Origin of the sequence: Pseudomonas sp. ES1, assembly GCF_050586605.1 — a bacterium.
GTDB classification, from domain to species: Bacteria; Pseudomonadota; Gammaproteobacteria; order Pseudomonadales; family Pseudomonadaceae; genus Aquipseudomonas; species Aquipseudomonas sichuanensis.
Window position 1 is genome coordinate 16,651 of record NZ_JBOBDM010000025.1, and the last position, 24,732, is coordinate 41,382.

General features: G+C 64.1%; 19 protein-coding genes. 14 read left to right on the forward strand and 5 right to left on the reverse strand.

Annotation, left to right across the window (positions count from 1 at the left end):
* Nucleotides 1-58 precede the first annotated feature (58 nt).
* Entirely contained in the window at nucleotides 59-1,453 is a 1,395-nt protein-coding gene (locus ACQ4N9_RS12550; RefSeq protein ID WP_390967678.1) for a class II fumarate hydratase, read from the reverse strand.
* A gap of 153 nt (nucleotides 1,454-1,606) precedes the next feature.
* Between ACQ4N9_RS12550 and ACQ4N9_RS12555 the strand changes: the two genes are divergently transcribed.
* The 7 genes from ACQ4N9_RS12555 (at nucleotide 1,607) to ACQ4N9_RS12585 (ending at nucleotide 9,487) form a co-directional block, all read left to right on the forward strand.
* A complete protein-coding gene (locus ACQ4N9_RS12555; protein ID WP_110992507.1) occupies nucleotides 1,607-2,125 on the forward strand; it encodes a DUF2059 domain-containing protein in 519 nt (172 codons plus the stop codon).
* A 10-nt stretch (nucleotides 2,126-2,135) separates the two neighbouring features.
* Entirely contained in the window at nucleotides 2,136-2,432 is a 297-nt protein-coding gene (locus ACQ4N9_RS12560; RefSeq protein WP_390967679.1) for a BolA family protein, read from the forward strand.
* 219 nt (nucleotides 2,433-2,651) lie between these two features.
* Nucleotides 2,652-3,584, forward strand: coding sequence for a rhodanese-related sulfurtransferase (locus tag ACQ4N9_RS12565; protein ID WP_390967680.1), 933 nt, complete (start codon nucleotides 2,652-2,654; stop codon nucleotides 3,582-3,584).
* A gap of 3 nt (nucleotides 3,585-3,587) precedes the next feature.
* Nucleotides 3,588-4,220 carry a DsbA family protein gene (locus tag ACQ4N9_RS12570; RefSeq protein ID WP_390967681.1) on the forward strand — a complete coding sequence of 211 codons (633 nt, stop codon included), beginning with the start codon at nucleotides 3,588-3,590 and terminating at the stop codon, nucleotides 4,218-4,220.
* A complete protein-coding gene (locus ACQ4N9_RS12575; protein ID WP_390967682.1) occupies nucleotides 4,213-6,045 on the forward strand; it encodes an ABC transporter ATP-binding protein in 1,833 nt (610 codons plus the stop codon). Before ACQ4N9_RS12570 ends, ACQ4N9_RS12575 begins: the two co-directional genes overlap by 8 nt.
* Nucleotides 6,046-6,206: 161 nt before the next feature.
* Nucleotides 6,207-8,663 carry an EAL domain-containing protein gene (locus tag ACQ4N9_RS12580; protein ID WP_390967683.1) on the forward strand — a complete coding sequence of 819 codons (2,457 nt, stop codon included), beginning with the start codon at nucleotides 6,207-6,209 and terminating at the stop codon, nucleotides 8,661-8,663.
* A 38-nt stretch (nucleotides 8,664-8,701) separates the two neighbouring features.
* Entirely contained in the window at nucleotides 8,702-9,487 is a 786-nt protein-coding gene (locus ACQ4N9_RS12585; RefSeq protein WP_390967684.1) for a TenA family transcriptional regulator, read from the forward strand.
* A gap of 45 nt (nucleotides 9,488-9,532) precedes the next feature.
* Here ACQ4N9_RS12585 and ACQ4N9_RS12590 read toward each other — a convergent pair whose 3' ends face one another.
* From ACQ4N9_RS12590 to ACQ4N9_RS12605, 4 genes are all read right to left on the reverse strand, one after another.
* Nucleotides 9,533-10,273: a YciK family oxidoreductase gene (locus ACQ4N9_RS12590; RefSeq protein ID WP_110992514.1), complete on the reverse strand. Its 741-nt coding sequence runs from the start codon at nucleotides 10,271-10,273 to the stop codon at nucleotides 9,533-9,535.
* Nucleotides 10,274-10,398: 125 nt separating this feature from the next.
* The gene (mupP, locus tag ACQ4N9_RS12595) at nucleotides 10,399-11,070 is read right to left on the reverse strand and encodes an N-acetylmuramic acid 6-phosphate phosphatase MupP (protein WP_390967685.1); all 672 of its coding nucleotides are present in this window, start codon (nucleotides 11,068-11,070) and stop codon (nucleotides 10,399-10,401) included.
* Between the two features lie 2 nt (nucleotides 11,071-11,072).
* A complete protein-coding gene (gene ubiG / locus ACQ4N9_RS12600; RefSeq protein WP_110992516.1) occupies nucleotides 11,073-11,771 on the reverse strand; it encodes a bifunctional 2-polyprenyl-6-hydroxyphenol methylase/3-demethylubiquinol 3-O-methyltransferase UbiG in 699 nt (232 codons plus the stop codon).
* A 64-nt stretch (nucleotides 11,772-11,835) separates the two neighbouring features.
* The gene (locus ACQ4N9_RS12605; RefSeq protein ID WP_390967686.1) at nucleotides 11,836-13,161 is read right to left on the reverse strand and encodes a TRZ/ATZ family hydrolase; all 1,326 of its coding nucleotides are present in this window, start codon (nucleotides 13,159-13,161) and stop codon (nucleotides 11,836-11,838) included.
* 111 nt (nucleotides 13,162-13,272) lie between these two features.
* Here ACQ4N9_RS12605 and mtnA point away from each other — a divergent pair, with 111 nt between their 5' ends.
* The 7 genes from mtnA to rpsA all read left to right on the forward strand — a co-directional run bounded on the left by mtnA (nucleotide 13,273) and on the right by rpsA (nucleotide 24,688).
* Nucleotides 13,273-14,349: an S-methyl-5-thioribose-1-phosphate isomerase gene (gene mtnA / locus ACQ4N9_RS12610; RefSeq protein ID WP_390967687.1), complete on the forward strand. Its 1,077-nt coding sequence runs from the start codon at nucleotides 13,273-13,275 to the stop codon at nucleotides 14,347-14,349.
* Between the two features lie 270 nt (nucleotides 14,350-14,619).
* Complete coding sequence (gyrA, locus tag ACQ4N9_RS12615; protein ID WP_390967688.1) at nucleotides 14,620-17,391, forward strand: DNA gyrase subunit A; 2,772 nt, start codon at nucleotides 14,620-14,622, stop codon at nucleotides 17,389-17,391.
* 231 nt (nucleotides 17,392-17,622) lie between these two features.
* Entirely contained in the window at nucleotides 17,623-18,708 is a 1,086-nt protein-coding gene (gene serC, locus ACQ4N9_RS12620) for a 3-phosphoserine/phosphohydroxythreonine transaminase (RefSeq protein WP_390967689.1), read from the forward strand.
* A complete protein-coding gene (pheA, locus tag ACQ4N9_RS12625; RefSeq protein ID WP_125463104.1) occupies nucleotides 18,708-19,802 on the forward strand; it encodes a prephenate dehydratase in 1,095 nt (364 codons plus the stop codon). Before serC ends, pheA begins: the two co-directional genes overlap by 1 nt.
* A 162-nt stretch (nucleotides 19,803-19,964) precedes the next feature.
* Nucleotides 19,965-22,205: a bifunctional prephenate dehydrogenase/3-phosphoshikimate 1-carboxyvinyltransferase gene (locus ACQ4N9_RS12630; RefSeq protein ID WP_390967690.1), complete on the forward strand. Its 2,241-nt coding sequence runs from the start codon at nucleotides 19,965-19,967 to the stop codon at nucleotides 22,203-22,205.
* Entirely contained in the window at nucleotides 22,202-22,888 is a 687-nt protein-coding gene (gene cmk, locus ACQ4N9_RS12635) for a (d)CMP kinase (RefSeq protein ID WP_110992523.1), read from the forward strand. The genes ACQ4N9_RS12630 and cmk overlap by 4 nt, the downstream gene beginning before the upstream one ends.
* A gap of 123 nt (nucleotides 22,889-23,011) precedes the next feature.
* On the forward strand, nucleotides 23,012-24,688 hold the full coding sequence (gene rpsA, locus ACQ4N9_RS12640; protein WP_110992524.1) for a 30S ribosomal protein S1: 1,677 nt from the start codon (nucleotides 23,012-23,014) through the stop codon (nucleotides 24,686-24,688).
* Nucleotides 24,689-24,732: the final 44 nt, after the last annotated feature.

Consider the following 24,732-nt stretch of genomic DNA (forward strand, 5'->3'; position numbering starts at 1 on the left):
CTCGCGTTCACTCTGTGGGAGCCGGCTTGCCGGCGATGAAGCCTGCGCGGTCAATCGATCAGCCCTTGCCGCCTGGCGCCAGCATGTTCTCCGGCCTTACCCACTGGTCGAACTGCTCGTTGGTCAGGTACTTCAGCTCCAGTGCCGCCTCGCGCAGGGTCTTGCCTTCGCTGTAGGCCTTCTTGGCGATTTCTGCAGCCTTGTCATAACCGATGTGCGGGTTAAGCGCAGTCACCAGCATCAGCCCGCGCTCCAGGTGCTCGGCCATCTGCTCGGCGTCGGGCTCGATACCGGCCACGCAGTGCTGCTGGAAGTTGCTGCAGCCATCGGCCAGCAGCTCGATCGACTGCAGCAGGTTGTGGATGATCACCGGCTTGAAAACGTTCAACTGCAGGTGCCCCTGGCTTGCGGCAAAGCCGATTGCCGCGTCGTTGCCCAGCACCTGGCAGGCCAGCATCGACAGCGCCTCGCACTGGGTCGGGTTGACCTTGCCCGGCATGATCGAGCTGCCGGGCTCGTTGGCCGGCAGGCGGACTTCGGCCAGCCCCGCGCGCGGGCCGGAACCGAGCAGGCGCAGGTCGTTGGCGATCTTCATCAGCGCCACCGCGAGGGTTTTCAGCGCGCCGGCCAGGCTGGTCAGCGGCTCGTGGCCGGCGAGGGCGGCGAACTTGTTCGGTGCGGTGATGAAAGGCAGGCCGGAGAGGGCTGCAAGCTCCGCGGCGATGGCCTCGGCAAAACCGTGCGGGGCGTTGAGCCCGGTGCCCACCGCCGTACCGCCCTGGGCCAGCTCGCAGACCGCCGGCAGGGTGGCGCGGATGGCGCGCTGGGCATAGTCGAGCTGGGCGACGAAGGCCGAGACTTCCTGGCCGAAAGTGATCGGCGTGGCGTCCATCATGTGCGTGCGGCCGGTCTTGACCAGCTTCTGGTGGCGCGCCGACAGCTCGGCCAGCCCGGATGACAGCTCGGCGATGGCCGGCAGCAGTTTGTGCTGCACGGCCTGGGCGGCGGCGATGTGCATGGCGGTGGGGAAGCAGTCGTTGGAGCTTTGCGAACGGTTGACGTGATCGTTGGGGTGGACCGGCACCTTGCCGCCACGACCTTTGCCGGCCAGCTCGTTGGCGCGCCCGGCGATCACCTCGTTGACGTTCATGTTGCTCTGGGTGCCGCTGCCGGTCTGCCAGACCACCAGCGGGAACTGATCGTCGTGTTTGCCGCCGAGCACTTCGTCGGCGGCCTGCTCGATCAGCCGGGCGATGTCGGCGGGCAGGTCGCCGTTGCGGTCGTTGACCCGCGCCGCGGCTTTCTTGACCAGCGCCAGGGCGTGCAGCACGGCGAGGGGCATGCGTTCCTTGCCGATGGCGAAGTTGATCAGCGAGCGCTGGGTCTGCGCGCCCCAGTAGGCGCCCTCCGGAACTTCCACCGGGCCCAGGCTGTCTGTCTCGATACGGCTCATGCTGCGCTCACTCCTTTGTAGTCCGAATTCGCAGTTTAGGCCCTGATTCGACCAAGCGGTTCCCACGCTTGTCGTAGCCCTTGAGCACTTCGCCATCACAGCGCAGAATGCTCTACTCTGAGGTACCCGCCTCCCTTTCTTGAAGGAAATGCAATGACCCGTCTCCGTGTCCTCTGTGCCGCCGTAGCCCTGGTCTGTGCCAGCGGCCAGGTACTCGCTGCCACCCCCAGCCACAATGCCGCCGCCGAGAAATTCCTGACCCTGGCCAACGCCGACAAGCTGGGCACGCCGGTGTACATGCAGGTCCAGCAGATGTTCGCCCAGCGCTTCGAGCAGACCAAGGCGCCGGCCTCCAAGAAAACCGTGCTCGACAGCTACCAGGCCAAGGCCAACGCCGCCCTGGACAACGCCATCGGCTGGAAGAAGCTCAAGCCGAAGATGGTCGACCTGTACACCGCCACCTTCACCGAAGGCGAGCTGAACGACCTGGTCAAGTTCTACGAGTCGCCGCTGGGCAAGAAAGTCCTGCGCGAAATGCCCAAGGTTACCCAGCAGTCGGCCCAGCTCACCCAACAGAGCCTCGAGCCTGCGGTACCGGTGGTCAACAAGCTGCTCGACGACATGACCAAGGAACTCGACCCGAACGCCGGCAAGGCCCCGGCCAAGAAGTGAGCCCATCGCGATGAGCATGCAGCAACGCATCGAACAGCAACTGGCGCCGCTGGGCACCGCGCACCTTGAAGTGCTCAACGAAAGCCACATGCACAGCCGTGGCCAGGAGACGCACTACAAGGCGGTGCTGGTCAGCGAGCAGTTCGCCGGGCTGAACAGCGTCAAGCGTCACCAGAAGGTCTACTCCACCATGGCTGAGCTGATGGGCGAGATCCATGCCCTGGCCATTCACACCTACACCCCCGAAGAGTGGGCGCAGGTGGGCAGTGCGCCGGCTTCGCCGGTGTGTGCCGGCGGCGGGCACTGAATCCTTTCCGTCGTTCTGGTACACTTCGCGACATTCCCTAGGGGGCCGCTGTGCGGCCCATCGCCGGCAAGCCGGCTCCCACAGGTACGGCGCCTCTCTTGAGGCATGCGCCCGACCTGTGGGAGCCGGCTTGCCGGCGATGGGCTGCGCAGCAGCCCCCTTGTTCTTGTAGACCCCGGTCCGCCCCTTACGAGGGCAACCACCTGGAGATTCAACGCAATGACCCAACCGATCGTCGTGGCGGCGCTGTACAAGTTCGTCACCCTGGAAGACTACCTCGAGCTGCGCGAGCCGCTGCTCAACGCCATGCTGGAAAACGGCGTCAAAGGCACCCTGCTGCTGGCCCATGAAGGCATCAACGGCACCGTGTCGGCTACCCGTGAAGGCATCGACGGGCTGCTGGCCTGGCTGCGCAACGACCCGCGCCTGGTGGACGTTGACCATAAAGAGTCGTACTGCGACGAGCAGCCGTTCTACCGCACCAAGGTCAAGCTCAAGAAAGAGATCGTCACCCTCGGCGTGCCGGGCGTGGACCCGAACAAGGCAGTGGGCACCTACGTCGATCCGAAAGACTGGAACGCCCTGATCAGCGACCCTGAAGTGCTGCTGATCGACACCCGCAACGACTACGAAGTGGCCATCGGCACCTTCAAGGGCGCCATCGACCCGAAGACCGAGACCTTCCGCGAGTTCCCCGAATACATCAAGGCCAACTTCGACCCCAGCAAGCACAAGAAGGTGGCCATGTTCTGCACCGGTGGCATCCGTTGCGAAAAAGCCTCGAGCTACATGCTCAGTGAGGGCTATGAAGCGGTCTATCATCTGAAGGGCGGCATCCTGAAATACTTCGAGGAAGTACCTCAGGAAGAAAGCCTGTGGGACGGCGACTGCTTCGTCTTCGACAATCGGGTCACCGTGCGTCATGACCTGAGCGAGGGCGAGTACGACCAGTGCCACGCTTGCCGCCACCCGGTCGATGCGCAGGACCGCGAGTCCGAGCACTATTCGCCAGGCGTGAGCTGCCCGCATTGCTGGGACAACCTGAGCGAGAAGACCCGGCGCAGCGCCATCGACCGCCAGAAGCAGATCGAGCTGGCCAAGGCGCGCAACCAGCCGCACCCGATCGGTTTCAACTACAAAGCCGAGGCCTGATGCATGTCCGCACGCCTGCTCTATGTGATGGACCCGATGTGCTCCTGGTGCTGGGGCTTCGCCCCGGTGGCCGAAGCGCTGATCGCCCAGGCGCGCGAGGCCGGTGTCAGCACCCGCCTGGTGCCGGGCGGGTTGCGTACCGGCGGCAGCGCCCTGGACGCCTCGACCCGCAAGTACATCCTCGAGCATTGGCAGGCGGTGCATGACGCCACCGGGCAACCGTTCCGTTTTGAAGGCGCGATGCCAGACGGTTTCGTCTACGACACCGAGCCCGCCTGCCGCGCCCTGGTTGCGGCGCGTGAGCTGGACGAGCAGCGCGCCTGGCATCTGCTCAAGCTGATCCAGGCGTCGTTCTACCAGCAGGGCGTGGATGTCACCCGCGCCCCGCAACTGGTCGAGCTGGCCGAACAGGCCGGGTTCGATCGGGAGGCGTTCTCCCTGCGCTTCGCCAGCCACGACACCCGCACCGCCACCACGGCCGATTTCGCCTGGGTGCAGGACCTGGGCATCGCCGGCTTCCCCACGCTGCTGGCCGAGCGCAACGGCCAGCTGGCCCTGCTGACCAACGGCTATCAGCCGCTGCAGAGCCTGCAACCCTTGCTCGGCCGCTGGCTGCAGCAGGCCGTTTGTGCTTGACCTGCCCGGGTCGCCAGACCCGGTACCCGGGAAGCCCCCCGCTGTGCCCGATCGCTTGAGCTGGGCGGAAATCCGCCGCCTGGCCCTGCACCACAAGAAAGCCCTGTGGAGCGCCAACCTGGTGGCCGTGTTCGCCGCCCTGTGCAGTGTGCCGATCCCCTTGCTGCTGCCGCTGCTGGTGGACGAAGTGTTGCTGGGGCATGGCGATGCCGCGCTCAAATGGATGAACCAGCTGCTGCCCAGCAACTGGCAGGTGGCCGCCGGTTATATCGGCCTGATGCTCTGCGCCACGCTGACCCTGCGCCTGGCAGCGCTGGCCTTCAACGTGGTCCAGGCCAAGCTGTTCGCGGGCCTGGCCAAGGATATCGTCTACCGCCTGCGCATCCGCCTGATCGAGCGGCTCAAGCGCATCTCGCTGCAGGAGTATGAAAGCCTGGGCAGCGGCACGGTGACCACGCACCTGGTCACCGACCTGGATACCCTCGACAAGTTCGTCGGCGAAACCCTCAGCCGTTTCCTGGTGGCGGTGCTGACACTCACCGGCACGGCGGCGATCCTGATCTGGATGCACTGGCAGCTGGCGCTGCTGATCCTGCTGTTCAACCCGCTGGTGATCTACTTCACCGTGCAGTTGGGCAAACGCGTCAAGCACCTGAAAAAGCTCGAGAACGACAGCACTGCACGCTTCACCCAGGCGTTGACCGAAACCCTCGATGCCATCCAGGAGATCCGCGCTGGCAACCGCCAGGGCTATTTCCTCGGCCGCCTTGGCCTGCGGGCCCGCGAGGTGCGCGACTACGCCGTCGCTTCGCAGTGGAAAAGCGATGCCAGTGGCCGCGCCAGCGGGCTGTTGTTCCAGTTCGGCATCGATATCTTCCGTGCCGCCGCCATGCTCACCGTGCTGTTCTCCGACCTGTCCATCGGCCAGATGCTGGCGGTGTTCAGCTACCTGTGGTTCATGATCGGCCCGGTGGAGCAATTGCTGAACCTGCAGTACGCCTACTACGCCGCCGGCGGCGCCCTGAGCCGGCTCAACGAGCTGCTGGCGCGCGCTGACGAGCCGCAGTACCCGGCGGCCAGCGACCCGTTCGCCGGGCGTGAGACCGTGGGGATCGAGGTGCGTGACCTGCGTTTTGCCTATGCCGAAGAACCGGTGCTGGACCAGTTGAACCTGTCCATCGCCCCGGGTGAGAAGGTGGCGATCGTCGGTGCCAGTGGTGGTGGCAAGAGCACCCTGGTGCAACTGTTGCTGGGGCTGTACAGCGCCCAGGCTGGGACCATCCGTTTTGGTGGTGCCAGCCTGCAGGAGATCGGCCTGGAGACCCTGCGCGAGCACGTTGCGGTGGTGCTGCAGCACCCGTCGCTGTTCAACGACAGCGTACGTGCCAACCTGACCATGGGCCGCGACTGCAGCGACGACGCCTGCTGGCACGCGCTGCGTATCGCTCAGCTGGATGCCACCATCGCGGCACTCCCTCAGGGCCTGGACAGCGTGGTCGGCCGCTCCGGGGTACGCCTGTCCGGCGGCCAGCGTCAGCGCCTGGCGATTGCGCGCATGGTGCTGGCCGAGCCCAAGGTGGTGATTCTCGACGAGGCCACCTCGGCGCTGGATGCCGCCACCGAGTACAACCTGCACCAGGCTCTGGCGCGTTTCCTCAGCGGACGCACCACGCTGATCATCGCCCATCGACTGTCGGCGGTGAAACAGGCCGACCGGGTGCTGGTGTTCGACGGCGGGCATGTGGCCGAGGACGGCGACCACCAGCAACTGATCGCCGAAGGTGGCTTGTACGCCAAGCTGTACGGGCATCTGCAGCAGACCTGAAAAAACAGCCGCAAGTGGCAAGCCTCAAGCGGCAAGATAAACGCGTGCGCTTTTTCTTGTCGCTTGAGGCTTGTCGCTTGTCGCTGCTTCATGGCAAATGGCCTACGCTGTGCTGTGTCTAGGTCGATTCGTGCCTTATCTGCCGCCGTGACAGGGACTACATGAAGGGAAATCGGACTCTCGAAGCGCCAAGGCTGCTGGGCATCATCTGGCCTTTCGTTGCCGTTGTGGTTTTCCAGGTGCTGCTGGGCAGCCTCAGCCTCTATGCGTTGTCCTCGGTACGTGCCTACGTGGCGGGGGAAAGCCTGTGGTCCAAGGCGCAGAAAGACGCCATCTACTACCTGAGCCTGTATGCCGACGACCGGCATCCGCTGACCTACCAGCGCTATCGTCAGGCCATTCTGGTGCCCCAGGGCGACCACAACCTGCGCCTGGCGCTCGACCGGCCGGAGCCAGACATCGAGGCCGCGCGCAAGGGCATCCTGCAGGGCGGCAACCACCCGGACGATGTCGCCCGGATCATCTGGTTTTACCGCAACTTTCGCAACATCAGCTACATGCAGACCGCCATCGACTACTGGGATATCGGCGACGACTACTTGCGCCAGCTCGATGTGCTGGCCGGCGAAATGCGCGAGGGCTTTGTCGGCGGTGCTGTCGACGCCGGCCAGGTGGCGCAATGGAAGGCCCGCATCGTCGCCATCAACGACGGCGTGACCCCGGCGGCCAAGGCCTTCAGCGATGCCCTGGGCGAGGGCTCGCGGGCGCTGCTCAAAGTGCTGATGCTCACCAACCTGATCACTGCGCTGTTCCTCATCGCCATGGCCTGGCTGCGCTCAAGCAAGCTGCTGGCCCAGCGCCAGGCGTTCGCCAGTGCCTTGCAGGAAGAGCGGGAGCGGGCGCAGGTCACCCTCGAGTCGATCGGCGATGCGGTGATCACCACCGACGTCGATGGCTGCATCACCTTCATGAATCCCGCTGCCGAGCAACTGACTCACTGGCAGGCCGCCCAGGCCGAGGGTCTGCCACTGGCGGCGTTGTTCAGCCTGCTCGACGAGAACGCCGAGAAGGACAGCCGGACCCTGGTCGAGCAGGTGCTCAGCGGCAGCCTCAAGGGCAGCGACGAGCATGCTCGGTTGATCCAGCGCCTGGATGGCAGCACGGTCTCCATCAACCTGGTGGGTTCGCCGATACTCACCGACGGCCAGGTCAGCGGCATCGTCGTGGTGCTCCACGACATGACCCAGGAGCGTCAATACATCGCCAACCTGTCATGGCAGGCGACCCATGACGCCCTCACCGGGCTGGCCAACCGCCGCGAATTCGAATATCGCCTGGAGCAGGCGCTCAACACCCTGATGCGCCAGGCGGGGCGCCACTCGTTGATGTTCCTCGATCTCGACCAGTTCAAGCTGGTCAACGACACCTCTGGCCATGCCGCCGGCGACGAGTTGCTGCGGCATATCTGTGCGGTGCTTCAGTCGGGTCTGCGCGAGGGTGACACCCTGGCGCGCCTGGGCGGCGACGAATTCGGCGTGCTGCTGGAGAACTGCCCGCCGGAGCAGGCCGAGCGCATTGCCGAGCAGTTGCGCCAGGTGGTGCAGAGCCTGCATTTCGTGTGGAAGGGCCGGCCATTCGTCACCACCGTGAGTATTGGCCTGGTGCATATCGCCCAGGCGCCGAGCACCCTGGAGGCGTCGCTGCGGGCTGCCGACATGGCCTGCTACATGGCCAAGGAGAAAGGCCGCAACCGGGTCCAGGTGTATCACGCCGACGACAGCGAGCTGTCCATGCGCTTTGGCGAGATGGCCTGGATCCAGCGCCTGCATGTGGCCCTGGAGGAGAACCGCTTCTGCCTGTACGCCCAGGAAATCGCCCCCCTGCAAGGGCAGGAAGGCCCCGGCCATATCGAGATCCTGCTGCGTCTGCACGATGAAAGTGGCCGCACCATCCTGCCCAACAGCTTCATCCCGGCGGCCGAGCGTTACGGGTTGATGACGGCCCTCGATCGCTGGGTGGTGCGCAGTGTGTTCCAGGTGATCCGCCAATGCCTGGACGAGGGGCGCGAAGGGCCGTTGGCCCTGTGCGCGATCAACCTGTCGGGGGCGAGCATCGGTGACGACAACTTCCTCGAATACCTGCAACGGCTGTTTGGCGAGTTCGATATCCCGCCACGGCTCATCTGTTTTGAAATAACCGAGACCAGCGCAATTGCCAATCTTGGGAGCGCGATTCGATTCATCAATGAATTGAAAGGGCTGGGCTGCAAGTTCTCCCTCGATGACTTCTGCGCCGGGATGTCGTCATTCGCCTATTTGAAACATTTGCCAGTAGACTTCCTGAAGATCGACGGAAGTTTTGTCAAAGACATGCTCGACGATCCGATCAATCGGGCTATGGTTGAGGTGATCAATCACATCGGTCATGTGATGGGCAAGCGCACCATCGCCGAGTTCGTCGAGACGCCGTTGATCGAACAGGCTTTGCAGGAAATCGGCGTGGATTACGCCCAGGGTTATCTCATCGAGCGGCCGCAGGTGTTCACCTGCGACAGCCTGCAGCGCCAACGGATTGCCGCGAGACCCCTGTTGCACCGGGCGCCGGGGACCTTTCGCTGAATACAGCCCGGGAATCACAGGGAATCAAGGAGCTGACAGTGATTGATTCATTCATAAGGATCGGCCCCTTGATGGATCCGGCCAGTTATCCGGATTGGGCCCAGCAACTGATCGAGGATTGCCGCGAAAGCAAGCGCAGGGTGGTCGAGCACGAGTTCTACCAGCGCCTGCGCGACGGTCAGCTGCGCCCGGCGACCGTGCGCCAGTACCTGATCGGCGGTTGGCCGGTGGTCGAGCAGTTCTCGCTGTACATGGCTCACAACCTCACCAAGACCCGCTACGGGCGCCACGCCGGTGAAGACATGGCGCGGCGCTGGCTGATGCGCAATATCCGCGTCGAACTCAACCATGCCGACTACTGGGTGCACTGGTGCCAGGCCCACGGTATTCACCTGCACGAGTTGCAGGCGCAGGAAGTGCCGCCAGAGCTCAACGGCCTCAACGACTGGTGCTGGCGGGTCTGCGCCACCGAGTCACTGGCCATCGCCATGGCCGCCACCAACTACGCCATCGAAGGTGCCACGGGCGAGTGGTCGGCGGTGGTCTGCGCGAATGACACTTACGCCCAAGGTTTCCCCGATGAAACCCGCAAGCGCGCGATGAAGTGGCTGAAGATGCACGCCCAGTACGATGATGCGCACCCGTGGGAAGCGCTGGAGATCATCTGCACCCTGGCGGGAGAGAACCCGACGCTGGGGTTGCGCACCGAACTGCGCCGGGCGATCTGCAAGAGCTACGATTGCATGTTCCTGTTCCTGGAGCGTTGCATGCAGCTGGAAGGGCGCCAGCAAGGGCGTATGCGCCCGGCCTTGGCGGCGGGCTGAGGATCGTTGTTGGGTTTGCGGGCCTAATCGCCGGCAATCCAGGGTTTATTGCGCGTTCAGCGCTTGGCCGTTCACTTCCTTGCTATCCGGCCCCATCAGGTACAGATACACCGGCATGATCTCTTCGGGCAGCGGATTGTTCTGCGGGTTTTCGCTTGGGTAGGCCTGTGCCCGCATCGCCGTGCGCGTGGCGCCCGGGTTGATGCTGTTGGCGCGTACCGGCGCCACGCCTTCCAGCTCGTCGGCCAGGGTTTGCATCAGCCCTTCGGTGGCGAACTTCGACACGCCATAGGCGCCCCAGTAGGCCCGGCCCTTGCGCCCGACGCTGCTGGAGGTGAACACCACCGAGGCGTCGTCCGACAGCTTGAGCAGCGGCAACAGGGTGCTGGTAAGCATGAAGGTAGCGTTGACGTTGATGTGCATCACCCGCATGAAGTTGTCGCCTGACAGCTGCTCCATCGGCGTGCGCGGGCCGATGATCGAGGCGTTGTTGAGCAGGCCGTCGAGGCGGCCGAACTGCTCCTCGATCATCACTGCCAGTTCGTCGTACTGGTGCGGCAGGGCGGTTTCCAGGTTGAACGGGATGACCGCTGGCTGCGGATGACCGGCGGCTTCGATCTGGTCGTAGACCTCGTTGAGGTTGGCTTCGGTCTTGCCCAGCAGCAGGACCGTGGCGCCCAGGGCGGCATAGGCCTTGGCGGCGGCGGCGCCGATGCCGCGACCGGCGCCGGTGACCAGGATGATCCGGCCTTTGAGCAGGTCGGGGCGGGCGGTGTAGTCGAACATGTGATTTGTCCTTCGGGTTCGGTGATGCGACACAGTCCCTGTGGGAGCGGGTTTACCCGCCTTGCACCGCGGTGGATTCTTCGCGGATAAACCCGCTCCCACAGACAGGCGCTGTCAAGCGGAAATCAGCAGCCGCACAGCGCGCTGTCGATCACCTTGCGCAGCTCCAGCGGGTGGTCCACCACCACGTCGGCGCCCCAGTTGTTGGGGTTGTCCTGTGGATGAATATAGCCATAGCGCACGGCGGCGGTGCGGGTGCCGGCATCGCGGCCAGACTCGATATCGCGCAGGTCGTCGCCGACGAACAGCACGCTGGCCGGGTCCAGGTTCAGTGTCTTGCAGGCGAGGATCATCGGCTCCGGGTCGGGCTTGCTGTTCTTCACGTGCTCGGGGCAGATCAGCAGCGCCGAGCGCTCGGCCAGGCCCAGGCGCTGCATGATCGGCTCGGCGAAACGCACCGGCTTGTTGGTGACCACGCCCCACAGCAGGTTGCCGCGCTCGATGTCGGCCAAAAGCTCGGCCATGCCGTCAAACAGCTTGCTGTGCACCGCGCAGTCGCGCTGGTAGCGCTCGAGGAACTCCTGGCGCAGGGCCTCGAAGCCATCGGCGTCCGGGTCCATGGCGAAGGTCGCGGCAACCATGGCGCGGGCGCCGCCGGAAATCTCGTCGCGGATGCGCGCGTCGTCGATGGCCGGCAGGCCGCGCTCGGCGAGCATCGCCTGGCAGATGGCGATGAAGTCTGGCGCGGTGTCCAGCAGGGTGCCATCCATGTCGAAGAGTACTGCTCGCAGGCGCATGCTCATTCCTCGCGCAGGGTCTGGATCATGTAGTTGACGTCGACATCGTTGTTCAGCTTGTAGTGCTTGGTCAGCGGGTTGTAGGTGAGGCCGATGATGTCCTTCACTTCTAGGCCGGCAGCGCGGCTCCAGGCACCCAGCTCGGAGGGGCGGATGAACTTCTTGAAGTCGTGGGTGCCGCGCGGCAGCATCTTGAGGATGTACTCGGCGCCGACGATGGCCAGCAGGTAGGCCTTGGGGTTGCGGTTGATGGTCGAGAAGAACACCTGGCCACCGGGCTTGACCATGCGGTAGCAGGCGCGGATCACCGAGGACGGGTCAGGCACATGCTCGAGCATTTCAAGGCAGGTGACCACGTCGAACTGCTGGGGCATTTCCTCGGCCAGGGCTTCGGCGGTGATCTGCCGGTATTCGACTTCGACGCCGGACTCCAGCTGGTGCAACTGGGCCACCGCCAGCGGTGCCTCGCCCATGTCGATGCCGGTGACGGTGGCGCCGCGCTGGGCCATCGCTTCACTGAGGATGCCGCCGCCGCAGCCGACGTCGAGCACTTTCTTGCCGGCCAGGCTGACCCGCTCGTCGATCCAGTTGACGCGCAACGGGTTGATGTCGTGCAGGGGCTTGAACTCGCTTTCGCGGTCCCACCAGCGGTGGGCCAGGGCTTCGAACTTGGCGATTTCGGCGTGGTCGACGTTGCTCATCTGAACAGTCCTCTGAAACTTCGATAAAGAGTGTCACGGGGCGGCAGCCGTGGCTGCCGGCCAGTCATTCGTTGTGCCCGCCGATGCGGGCTCCCCAGGCGCGAGCCGTGGCGGCCAGGGCCTGCTCGTCCATCCGCGTCAGGCGGCGGTCCTGCACCAGGGGGTGGCCAGCGACCCAGACGTCCTTGACGCAGTCGCGGCCGGTGGCGTAGATCAGTTGCGAAACCGGGTCGTGCACGGGTTGCTGGGCCAGGCCGGACAGGTCGAACACGGCCAGGTCGGCGGCCTTGCCCGGCTCCAGTGAGCCGGTCACGTCCTCAAGGCCCAGCGCCCGGGCGCCATTGAGCGTGGCCATGCGCAGTGCCCGGTGGGCATCCAGGGCGGTGGCGCTGCCGGCGACGGCCTTGGCCAGCAGGGCGGCGGTGCGGGTTTCGCCGAGCAGGTCGAGGTCGTTGTTGCTGGCTGCGCCATCGGTACCGACGGCCACGTTCACGCCGGCCTGCCACAGGCGCTCCACCGGGCAGAAGCCACTGGCCAGCTTGAGGTTGGATTCCGGGCAGTGGACCACGCTGGTGTTGCTTTCTACCAGCAGCGCCAAGTCCTCGTCGCTGACCTGGGTCATGTGCACCGCCTGCAGGTTGGGGCCGAGCAGGCCCAGGCGAGCAAGGCGCGCCAGCGGGCGCTCGCCGGTGTCGTTAAGCGCCTGCTCGACTTCGCTGGCGGTCTCGTGGATGTGCATGTGCAGCGGCGCGTCGAGCTGGTCGGCGATGATGCGGATCTTTTCCAGGTTCTGATCACTGACCGTGTAGGGCGCGTGCGGGCCGAGGGCGATGCTGATGCGCGGGTGGTGGCGCAGGTCGCCGAACAGCTCGATGGCCAGCTGCAGGCCTTCTTCCGGGGTGCGTGCGCCTGGGATCGGGAAGTCCAGCAGGGGCACGGCGATCTGTGCGCGGATGCCACTGCGGTGCACGCGGTCACAGGCTTCGCGGGGGAAGAAATACATGTCGGCGAAGCAGGTGATGCCGCCCTTGAGCTGCTCGGCGATGGCCAGGTCGGTGCCGTCGCGCACGAATGCTTCGTCGACCCAGCGCCCCTCGGCCGGCCAGATGTGCTCCTGGAGCCAGGTCATCAACGGCAGGTCGTCGGCCAGCCCGCGGAACAGGCTCATGGCGGCATGGCCGTGGGCGTTGACCAGCCCGGGGCTGAGCAGGCAGTCGGGCAGCTCGCGCACCTCGTTTGCCCGGGGTGCCCGCTCGCGCGGCCCGAGCCAGGCGATCAGGCCGTCGCGGATACCCAGCGCGTGCCCCGTCAGTACCACCCCCGCCGGCTCCACGGGCACCAGCCATTGCGGTACGAGCAGCAGGTCGAGAGGGGGAGTGGCGGTGGGCATGCGCGGCATATACCTGGGTCGGTTCGGCGAAACGCGCAGTATACCCGAGCGTCCGGGGCTGAGGGTCGCTATAATCGCCGGCTTTTGATGCCAGGGCGACGGGGAGAGGCGATGCGCGAGCAACTTTTGGCGGCGGAGACGGTGACGGGCATCCAGTGGCGCGACGGCGCGTTGCACCTGCTCGACCAGCGCCTGCTGCCGCTCGAGCAGCACTGGCTGGCCTGCACCGACGTTGCGGCGGTGGTCGAGGCGATCGGCGACATGGCCGTGCGCGGCGCTTCGGCAATCGGCATCTGCGCCGCCTACGGGCTGGTGCTGGCGTTGCGTCAGCGGCTGGCGGAAGGCGACGGCTGGGAAGAGGCCCTGGAAGAAGACTTCATGATGCTGGGCGAGGCGCGCCCGACGCCGGCCAACCTGTTCTGGGCGCTTAACCGAATGCGCGAACGCCTGCAGCGCATTCGCCCTGAAGAGGACGTGCTGGCGGCGTTGGAGGCCGAGGCGATCGCCATCCATGAAAGCGATCGGGAGGCCAACCTGACCATGGCCCAGTTCGGTGTCGAGCAGATCCGCAAGCACCAGGGCAGCGAGCAGGTGCTGCTGACCCATGGCAATGCCGGGGCGCTGGCCAGCGGTGGTTTCGGTACCGCGCTGGGGGTGATCCGGGCCGCGGCGCTGGAAGGCATGGTCGAGCGGGTCTACGCCTGTGAGTCGCGCCCGTGGTTGCAGGGCTCGCGCCTGACAGCCTGGGAGCTGGCCGCCGATGGCGTGCCGGTGACGGTGATCGCCGATTCTGCCGCCGGGCACCTGATGAAGGTCAAGGGCATCACCTGGGTGGTGGTCGGTGCCGACTGTATCGCTGCCAATGGCGACGTGGCGGCGAAGATCGGCACCTATCAGATGGCGGTCACGGCCATGCACCATGGCTTGCGCTTCATGGTGGTGGCGCCGAGCACCAGCATCGACCTGAACCTGGCCACGGGTGAAGACATCCCGTTGGAAGTGCGCGGTGAAGAAGAGCTGCTGGAGGTGGAAGGCATCCAGGTGACGGCCGATGTCGAGGCCTACAACCCGGTGGTGGATGTCACGCCGGCCGACCTGATCGATGTGATCGTTACCGAAAGAGGCGTGGTCGAGCGCCCGGATACCGCGAAAATCGCCCAGCTGATGTGCCGCAAACGCCTGCATTGAGAGGGTTTCGGTGGCTTTGCCCTCTCCAAATGGATGGGGCTGTTGCGGGGCACGGCGGCATCCTGCCATATCTCCCATGCGCCCAGCCTTTGTGGTAACATCCGGCAGTTTCCAAGGCCGCTCGTTGAGACGGCCTTCATTGCGCAGATCCATGGCACAACTCATTGATTTGTCGTATGTCGTCGCACCCCTATGCGCTGCGGCGGCGAGCTTCGTTCGTCCTTCGAGGGATCAGGCGAAGTTTCACCAGAAAAAGGAATCAGGCTTCTCATGGGCGAACTGGCCAAAGAAATCCTCCCGGTCAATATCGAAGACGAACTGAGACAGTCTTACCTCGACTACGCGATGAGCGTGATTGTCGGGCGAGCGCTGCCCGATGCGCGTGACGGCTTGAAGCCCGTGCATCGTCGCGTTCTGTATGCGATGAGCGAACTGGGCAACGACTGGAACAAGCCGTACAAGAAATCCGCCCGTGTGGTCGGTGACGTGATCGGTAAGTACCACCCCCACGGCGACACTGCCGTGTACGACACCATCGTGCGTATGGCGCAGCCGTTCTCGCTGCGTTACCTGCTGGTCGATGGCCAGGGCAACTTCGGTTCGGTGGACGGCGACAACGCCGCGGCCATGCGATACACCGAAGTGCGCATGTCCAAGCTGGCCCACGAGCTGCTGGCCGACCTGCACAAAGAGACCGTCGACTGGGTGCCCAACTACGACGGCACCGAGCAGATCCCGGCGGTCATGCCGACCCGTATCCCCAACCTGCTGGTCAACGGCTCCAGCGGTATCGCCGTGGGCATGGCCACCAACATTCCGCCGCACAACCTGGGCGAAGTGATCGATGGCTGCCTGGCGCTGATCGACAACTCCGATATCACGGTCGATGAGCTGATGCAGTTCATCCCGGGCCCGGACTTCCCGACGGCCGGCCAGATCAACGGTCGCCAGGGCATCATCGAGGCCTATCGCACCGGCCGTGGCCGCATTTATATGCGCGCCCGCTCCGAGATCGAAGACATCGACAAGGTCGGTGGTCGTCAGCAGATCGTCATCACCGAGCTGCCTTACCAGCTGAACAAGGCGCGTCTGATCGAAAAGATCGCCGAGCTGGTGAAAGAGAAGAAGATCGAAGGCATCACCGAGCTGCGCGACGAGTCCGACAAGGACGGCATGCGCATCGTCATCGAGCTGCGTCGCGGCGAGGTGCCGGAAGTGGTGCTCAACAACCTCTACCAGCAGACTCAGCTGCAGAGCGTGTTCGGCATCAACATCGTTGCCCTGATCGACGGTCGCCCGCGCCTGCTCAACCTCAAGGACCTGCTCGAAGCCTTCGTCCGTCACCGCCGCGAAGTGGTGACCCGGCGTACCGTGTTCGAGCTGCGCAAGGCCCGCGAGCGTGGCCACATCCTTGAAGGCCAGGCTGTCGCACTGTCCAATATCGACCCGGTCATCGCCCTGATCAAGGCTTCGCCGACGCCTTCCGAGGCCAAGGAAGCACTGGTTGCCATGGCCTGGGAATCCAGCGCCGTGCAGGTGATGGTCGAGCGCGCCGGTGCCGAGTCGTGCCGCCCGGAAGACCTGCCGGAGCAATACGGCCTGCGCGAAGGCAAGTACTACCTGTCGCCGGAACAGGCCCAGGCCATTCTCGACCTGCGCCTGCACCGCCTGACTGGCCTGGAGCACGAGAAGCTGCTGGCCGAGTATCAGGAGATTCTCGAGCAGATCGGCGAGCTGATCCGCATCCTCAGCAGCGCCGAGCGCCTGATGGAAGTGATCCGCGAAGAGCTCGAAGCGATTCGCGCCGAGTACGGCGATGCCCGCCGCACCGAGATCCTCAATGCCAGCCACGACCTCAACTACGGCGACATGATCCCGGAAGAAGAGCGCGTGGTGACCATCTCCCACGGTGGTTATGCCAAGACCCAGCCGCTGTCCGCGTACCAGGCCCAGCGCCGTGGTGGCAAGGGCAAGTCGGCTACCGGCGTCAAGGATGAGGACTACGTCGAACACCTGCTGGTCGCCAATAGCCACGCCACCCTGTTGCTGTTCTCCAGCAAGGGCAAGGTGTACTGGAAGAAAACCTACGAAATCCCAGAGGCCTCCCGCGCCGCTCGCGGTCGCCCGCTGGTCAACCTGCTGCCGCTGGAAGAAGGTGAGCGCATCACCGCCATGCTGCAGATCGACCTGGAGGCGCTGCAGCAGCACGCAGATCCTGAGGAAGAGCTGGAGGACAGCGATGACAGCGTGATCGAAGGCGAGCTGGTAGAAGCCGAGGAGATCGACGAGGAAGACGGTGACACGCCAGAGTGGGTTGCCGAAGCGACTGGCGCCTACATCTTCATGGCCACCGCCTCCGGTACCGTCAAGAAGACCCCGCTGGTGCAGTTCGCCCGTCCGCGCTCCAATGGCCTGATCGCCCTGAAGCTCAAAGAGGGTGACACCCTGATCGCCGCGGCCATCACCGACGGCGCCAAGGAAGTCATGATGTTCTCCGACGCCGGCAAGGTGATCCGTTTCGCCGAGAGCGTCGTGCGTGAAATGGGCCGTACCGCCCGTGGCGTGCGTGGCATGAAGCTGGGCAAAGGGCAGCAGATCATCTCGATGCTGATCCCGGAGTCCGGCGCGCAGATCCTCACCGCCTCCGAGCGTGGCTTCGGCAAGCGTACCCCGCTGTCCAAGTTCCCGCGTCGCGGCCGTGGTGGCCAGGGCGTGATCGCCATGGGTACCAAGGGGCGCAACGGCCTGCTGGTCGGCGCTATCCAGGTGCAGGAAGGCGAAGAGATCATGCTGATCTCCGACCAGGGCACACTGGTGCGCACGCGGGTTGGCGAGGTGTCCAGCCTGAGCCGTAACACCCAGGGTGTGACGCTGATCAAGCTGGCTGCCGACGAGACGCTGGTGGGCCTGGAGCGTATCCAGGAGCCGTCCGAGGACGAACTCGATGATGTAATCGAGACGGACGAGGAGGGCGCACCGCTCGACGCGGTGGATGCCGCTGACGAGGACAGCGCCGGCGCTGAAGAGGCGCCGCAAGAGTAAGCAAGTGCAACAACCCGAACGGGGCGACCAAGGTCGCCCCGTTTGACTGATTAGCGTCGGCAGCGTCCTGAAGGGCGGTGCAATACCCTGAGGGAGCGGGTTTACCCGCGAAAGCGCCGCCGCGGTGCAAGCCCCGGCCATGCCGGGGTTCGCGGGTGAGCCCGCTCCCACAGGGGTCTGTGCAGTATCGAAGATTGCAGATTTGTACTATTTGGCAGAGCGAGAGTGGATGTGAGCAAACGAGCCTTTAACTTCTGCGCAGGCCCCGCCGCGCTTCCTGATGCCGTCCTGCAGCGTGCCCAGGCAGAAATGCTGGACTGGCGCGGCAAGGGTCTGTCGGTAATGGAAATGAGCCATCGCAGCGACGACTACGTGGCCATCGCCGAGAAGGCCGAGCAGGACCTGCGTGACCTGCTGTCCGTCCCCTCCAACTACAAGGTGCTGTTCCTGCAGGGTGGCGCCAGCCAGCAGTTCGCCGAGATCCCGCTGAACCTGCTGCCGGAAAACGGCACTGCGGACTATGTCGAGACCGGTATCTGGTCGAAAAAGGCCATCGAGGAAGCGCGTCGTTTCGGCAACGTCAACGTCGCCGCCAGCGCCAAGCCCTACGACTACCTGGCCATCCCGGGCCAGAACGAGTGGCAGCTGAGCAAGAACGCCGCCTACCTGCACTACGCCTCCAACGAGACTATCGGTGGCCTGCAGTTCGACTGGGTGCCCGAGGCCGGTGACGTGCCGCTGGTGGTCGACATGTCCTCCGACATCCTCTCGCGCCCGATCGATGTGTCGCAGTTCGGCCTGATCTACGCCGGCGCGCAGAAGAACATCGGTCCGAGCGGCCTGGTGGTGGTAATCGTGCGTGAAGACCTGTTGGGGCGTGCCCGCAGCAGCTGCCCGACCATGCTCGACTACAAGGTTTCGGCCGACAACGGCTCGATGTACAACACCCCGGCCACCTATTCCTGGTACCTCTCGGGCCTGGTGTTCGAGTGGCTCAAGGAGCAGGGCGGCGTCGAGGCCATGGAGCAGCGTAACCGGGCGAAGAAGGACCGTCTCTACGGTTTCATCGACGCCAGCGAGTTCTACACCAACCCGATCAGCGTCAATGCCCGTTCGTGGATGAACGTGCCGTTCCGCCTGGCCGACGAACGTCTGGACAAGGCTTTCCTGGCCGGCGCCGACGCCCGTGGCTTGCTGAACCTCAAAGGCCACCGCTCGGTTGGCGGCATGCGCGCCTCGATCTACAACGCCCTGGGCCTGGAAGCGGTCGAGGCGCTGGTGGGTTACATGGCTGAATTCGAGAAGGAGCACGGCTGATGTCCGAACAGGAACTCAAGGCCCTGCGCGTACGCATCGACAGCCTCGACGAGAAGATCCTCGAGCTGATCAGCGACCGCGCGCGCTGCGCCGAAGAAGTGGCGCGGGTCAAGACCGCCTCGCTGGCCGAAGGCGAGAAGCCGGTGTTCTATCGCCCTGAGCGCGAAGCTGCCGTGCTCAAGCGCGTGATGGAGCGCAACAAGGGCCCGCTGGGCAACGAAGAGATGGCGCGGTTGTTCCGCGAGATCATGTCGTCGTGCCTGGCGCTTGAAGAGCCGTTGAAGATCGCCTACCTCGGCCCCGAGGGGACCTTCACCCAGGCCGCGGCCATGAAGCACTTCGGCCATGCCGTGGTCAGTCGCCCGATGGCGGCCATCGACGAAGTGTTCCGCGAAGTGGCGGCCGGTGCCGTCAACTTCGGCGTGGTGCCAGTGGAGAACTCCACTGAAGGTGCGGTCAGCCATACCCTGGACAGCTTCCTCGAGCACGACATGGTGATTTGCGGTGAGGTCGAGCTGCGCATCCACCATCACCTGCTGGTGGGCGAAAACACCAAGACCGACAGCATCACCCGCATCTACTCCCACGCCCAGTCGCTGGCCCAGTGCCGCAAGTGGCTGGACGCGCATTACCCGAATGTCGAGCGCGTCGCGGTTTCGAGCAACGCCGAGGCGGCCAAGCGGGTCAAGGGTGAGTGGAACTCGGCGGCGATCGCCGGCGACATGGCGGCGAACCTGTATGGCCTGACCCGCCTGGCCGAGAAGATCGAGGATCGCCCGGACAACTCCACGCGCTTCCTGATGATCGGTAACCAGGAAGTGCCGCCGACCGGCGACGACAAGACGTCGATCATCGTTTCCATGAGCAACAAGCCGGGCGCGCTGCACGAGCTGCTGGTGCCCTTCCATGAGAACGGCATCGACCTGACGCGCATCGAGACCCGTCCGTCGCGCAGTGGCAAGTGGACCTACGTGTTCTTCATCGACTTCGTCGGCCATCACCGCGACCCGCTGATCAAGGCGGTGCTCGAGCAGATCAGCCAGGAGGCTGTGGCGCTGAAGGTGTTGGGCTCTTATCCGAAAGCGGTGCTTTGATCGATTTTGCTGGGGCCGCTTTACGGCCCATCGCCGGCAAGCCGGCTCCCACCAGGAGCAGTGTGTCGCCGGCCCTGTGGGAGCTGGCTTGCCAGCGATGGGTTGCGCAGCAGCCCCCTGCGGTCTCACTGACTGGCATGTTTTTGAACAGGGTTCGCGCTCGTGGTTAATGCTGTAACAAATAATCCCGTTCCACTGATCAACCGCCTGGTCGTCGTCGGCCTCGGCCTGATCGGTGGCTCTTTCGCCAAAGGCCTGCGCGAGAGCGGCCTGTGCCGCGAAGTGGTCGGTGTCGATCTGGATGCCGAATCGCGCAAGCAGGCGGTGGTGCTGGGTGTGGTCGATCGCTGTGAAGCCGACCTGGCTGCGGCCTGTGTCGGTGCCGACGTGATCCAGCTGGCCGTGCCGATCCTGGCCATGGAGAAGGTTCTGGCGCGCCTAGCGCAGCTTGACCTTGGCGATGCGGTCATCACCGATGTCGGCAGCGCCAAGGGCAATGTGGTGCGCGCCGCCCGTGAGGCCTTCGCCGCAGGCCTATCGCACTTTGTCCCGGGGCACCCGATCGCCGGTTCCGAGCAGAGCGGGGTGGAGGCTTCCAATTCCGCGCTGTTCCGCCGGCACAAGGTCATTCTCACGCCATTGGCTGAAACCGACCCCGCTGCCCTGGCCTTGGTTGATCGGCTGTGGCGCGCGCTGGACGCCGATGTCGAGCACATGCCGGTGGAGCGCCACGACGAAGTGCTGGCTGCCACCAGTCACCTGCCACACCTGCTGGCATTCGGCCTGGTCGACTCGCTGGCCAAGCGCAATGAAAACCTGGACATCTTCCGGTACGCTGCGGGGGGCTTCCGCGATTTCACGAGAATCGCCGGCAGCGACCCGATCATGTGGCATGACATCTTCCTCGCCAACCGGGAAGCGGTCCTGCGTACTCTCGATACATTTCGCAGCGACCTCGACGCCTTGCGCGACGCGGTCGATGCTGGAGACGGGCACCAACTGCTGGGTGTGTTCACCCGCGCCCGGGTTGCCCGCGAGCATTTCAGTAAAATCCTTGCCCGCCGGGCCTATGTGGACGCTATGAACGCCAACGACCTGATTTTCCTGGCCCAACCTGGTGGCCGCGTATCCGGACGGATTCGCGTACCGGGCGACAAATCGATTTCCCACCGTTCGATCATGCTCGGCTCCCTGGCCGAAGGCACCACCGAAGTCGAAGGCTTCCTCGAAGGTGAAGATGCGCTTGCCACCCTGCAGGCGTTCCGTGACATGGGTGTGGTCATCGAGGGCCCGCAACATGGCCGCGTGACCATTCACGGTGTCGGGCTGCATGGCCTGAAGCCGCCGCCTGGCCCGCTCTATGTCGGTAACTCCGGCACCTCGATGCGCCTGCTCTCGGGCCTGCTGGCCGGCCAGCCGTTCGACGTGACCATGACCGGCGACGCCTCGCTGTCCAAGCGCCCGATGAACCGCGTGGCCAACCCGCTGCGAGAAATGGGCGCAGTGGTCGAAACCGGCCCGGAAGGGCGTCCGCCGCTGACCATCCGTGGTGGCGCCAAGCTCAAGGCCCTGACCTACACGCTGCCGATGGCCAGTGCCCAGGTTAAGTCCTGCCTGCTGCTGGCGGGCCTGTACGCCGAAGGCACCACCACTGTTACCGAGCCGGCCCCGACCCGTGACCACACCGAGCGCATGCTGCGTGGCTTCGGCTACTCGGTTGCGTCGAATGGCCCGGTCGCCTCGCTGCAGTCCGGCGGCAAGCTCACCGCGACCCGTATCGAAGTGCCGGCGGACATTTCTTCCGCAGCGTTCTTCCTGGTGGCCGCTTCGATCGCCGAAGGTTCCGAGCTGGTCCTGGAGCATGTCGGCATCAACCCCACTCGTACCGGTGTGATCGACATCCTGCGCCTGATGGGCGGCGACATCACCCTGGAGAACCAGCGTGAAGTCGGCGGCGAGCCGGTGGCCGACCTGCGTGTGCGTGGCGCCAAGCTCAAGGGTATCGACATCCCTGAAGAGCTTGTACCGCTGGCCATCGACGAGTTCCCGGTGCTGTTCGTCGCTGCTGCCTGCGCCGAAGGGCGTACCGTGTTGCGCGGTGCCGAAGAACTGCGGGTCAAGGAATCGGATCGCATCCAGGTGATGGCCGATGGCCTGATCACCCTGGGCGTGAAGTGCGAGCCTACCCCTGACGGCATCATCATCGATGGCGGCCAGATCGGCGGCGGTGAAGTGCACGGTCACGGTGACCACCGTATCGCCATGGCTTTCAGCGTCGCATCGCTGCGCGCCACTGCACCGATCGTCATCCATGACTGCGCCAACGTCGCCACGTCGTTCCCCAACTTCCTGGCGCTGTGCAAGGAAGTCGGTATTCGCGTCGCAGAAGAGGGCAAGTCGTGAATTCGCAAGCGCCGGTCATCACCATCGACGGGCCAAGCGGCTCGGGCAAGGGTACGGTCGCAGGGCTGCTGGCCCGTGAGCTGGGCTGGCGTCTGCTCGACTCCGGCGCGTTGTATCGCCTGCTGGCATTCAATGCCAGCAACCACGGTGTCGACCTGACCAACGAAGAGCTGCTCAAGGCCCTGGCGGCTCATCTGGACGTGCAGTTCATCGCTGCCGAGCCTGGCAAGTTGCAGCAGATCATTCTCGAGGGTGAAGATGTCAGCAATGTCATCCGCACCGAAACGGTTGGTGCTGGTGCCTCGATGGTCGCCTCGCTGCCGGCCGTGCGTGAGGCGCTGCTGCAGCGCCAGCGGGCTTTCCGCGAGGCGCCCGGGCTGATCGCTGATGGCCGTGACATGGGTACCGTGGTGTTCCCGGACGCGCCGTTGAAGGTGTTCCTCACCGCCAGTGCCGAAGAGCGTGCCCGTCGCCGTTACCTGCAGTTGAAGGGCAAGGGCGAAGATGTTAGTCTGTCGAGTCTGCTAGATGAGATCCGAGCGCGTGATGAGCGCGACACCCAGCGCGCAGTGGCCCCGCTCAAACCGGCGGCCGATGCGATCCAGCTGGATTCCACGGAGTTGTCCATCGAGCAGGTGCTGCAACGCATCAGAAGCGAGCTCGCCCTACGCGACTTGGTCTGATGGAGAGGAGAGCGGGCAGGGGCACCAGTCAACGTCCTGTCAGCACTTCTTAACTTAACGAAACCCACATTGTCTGGAATGTGGCTATGGGCGTCTTTTTCGCCCGAATCTACAGGAATTAAAATGAGCGAAAGCTTTGCAGAACTCTTTGAAGAAAGCCTGAAAACCCTCAATCTTCAGCCGGGTGCCATCATCACCGGTATCGTTGTCGACATCGACGGCGACTGGGTTACCGTACACGCTGGCCTGAAGTCCGAGGGTGTCATCCCGCTCGAGCAGTTCTACAACGAAGCTGGCGAACTGACCATCAAGGTCGGTGACGAAGTTCACGTTGCGCTGGATGCGGTCGAAGACGGCTTTGGCGAAACCAAGCTGTCCCGTGAAAAAGCCAAGCGCGCTGAGTGCTGGATTGTTCTGGAAGCTGCTTTCGCTGCTGAAGAAGTGGTCAAGGGCGTTATCAACGGTAAGGTTAAAGGCGGCTTCACTGTCGACGTTAACGGCATCCGTGCGTTCCTGCCGGGCTCCCTGGTTGATGTCCGCCCAGTGCGCGACACCACCCACCTCGAAGGCAAAGAGCTGGAATTCAAGGTCATCAAGCTGGACCAGAAGCGCAACAACGTTGTCGTTTCCCGTCGTAGCGTCCTGGAAGCCGAAAACAGCGCCGAGCGCGAAGCTCTGCTGGAATCGCTGCAGGAAGGCCAGCAGGTCAAAGGTATCGTCAAGAACCTCACCGACTACGGTGCGTTCGTTGACCTGGGCGGCGTCGATGGTCTGCTGCACATCACCGACATGGCCTGGAAGCGTATCAAGCACCCGTCCGAGATCGTCAACGTTGGCGACGAGATCGACGTCAAGGTCCTGAAGTACGATCGCGAGCGCAACCGCGTTTCGCTGGGTCTGAAGCAACTGGGTGAAGACCCATGGGTTGCTATCAAAGCCCGTTACCCAGAGAGCACTCGCGTCACTGCTCGCGTTACCAACCTGACCGACTACGGCTGCTTCGCTGAGCTGGAAGAAGGCGTTGAAGGTCTGGTACACGTTTCCGAAATGGACTGGACCAACAAGAACATCCACCCGTCGAAAGTCGTTCAGGTTGGCGACGAAGTGGAAGTCATGGTTCTGGACATCGACGAAGAGCGTCGTCGTATCTCCCTGGGCATCAAGCAGTGCAAGTCCAACCCATGGGAAGACTTCTCCGGCCAGTTCAACAAGGGTGACAAGATCACCGGTACCATCAAGTCGATCACCGACTTCGGTATCTTCATCGGCCTGGACGGCGGCATCGACGGTCTGGTTCACCTGTCCGACATCTCCTGGAACGAAGCTGGCGAAGAAGCCGTGCGTCGCTTCAAGAAGGGCGACGAGCTGGAAACCGTCATCCTGTCGGTTGATCCAGAGCGCGAGCGCATCTCCCTGGGCATCAAGCAGCTGGAAGACGATCCGTTCTCCAACTTCGTTTCGATCAACGACAAGGGCGCTATCGTCAAAGGTATCGTCAAGGAAGTTGACGCCAAGGGCGCTATCGTGACCCTGGCCGACGACATCGAAGCTACTCTGAAAGCTTCCGAAATCAGCCGTGACCGCGTTGAAGACGCTCGTAACGTGCTGAAGGAAGGCGAAGAGATCGAAGCCAAGATCATCAGCGTCGACCGTAAGTCCCGCGTCATCAGCCTGTCCATCAAATCGAAGGACGATGCTGAAGAGCGCGAAGCCATCCAGAGCCTGAAAAACGCTCCGGAAGCGGCTGCCGATACCACCATGGCTGCGCTGCTGCGCGAAGCAATGGCCAAGCAGAACTGAGTTCTGTTTGATCGGTAAGAAAAAGGGCGACTTCGGTCGCCCTT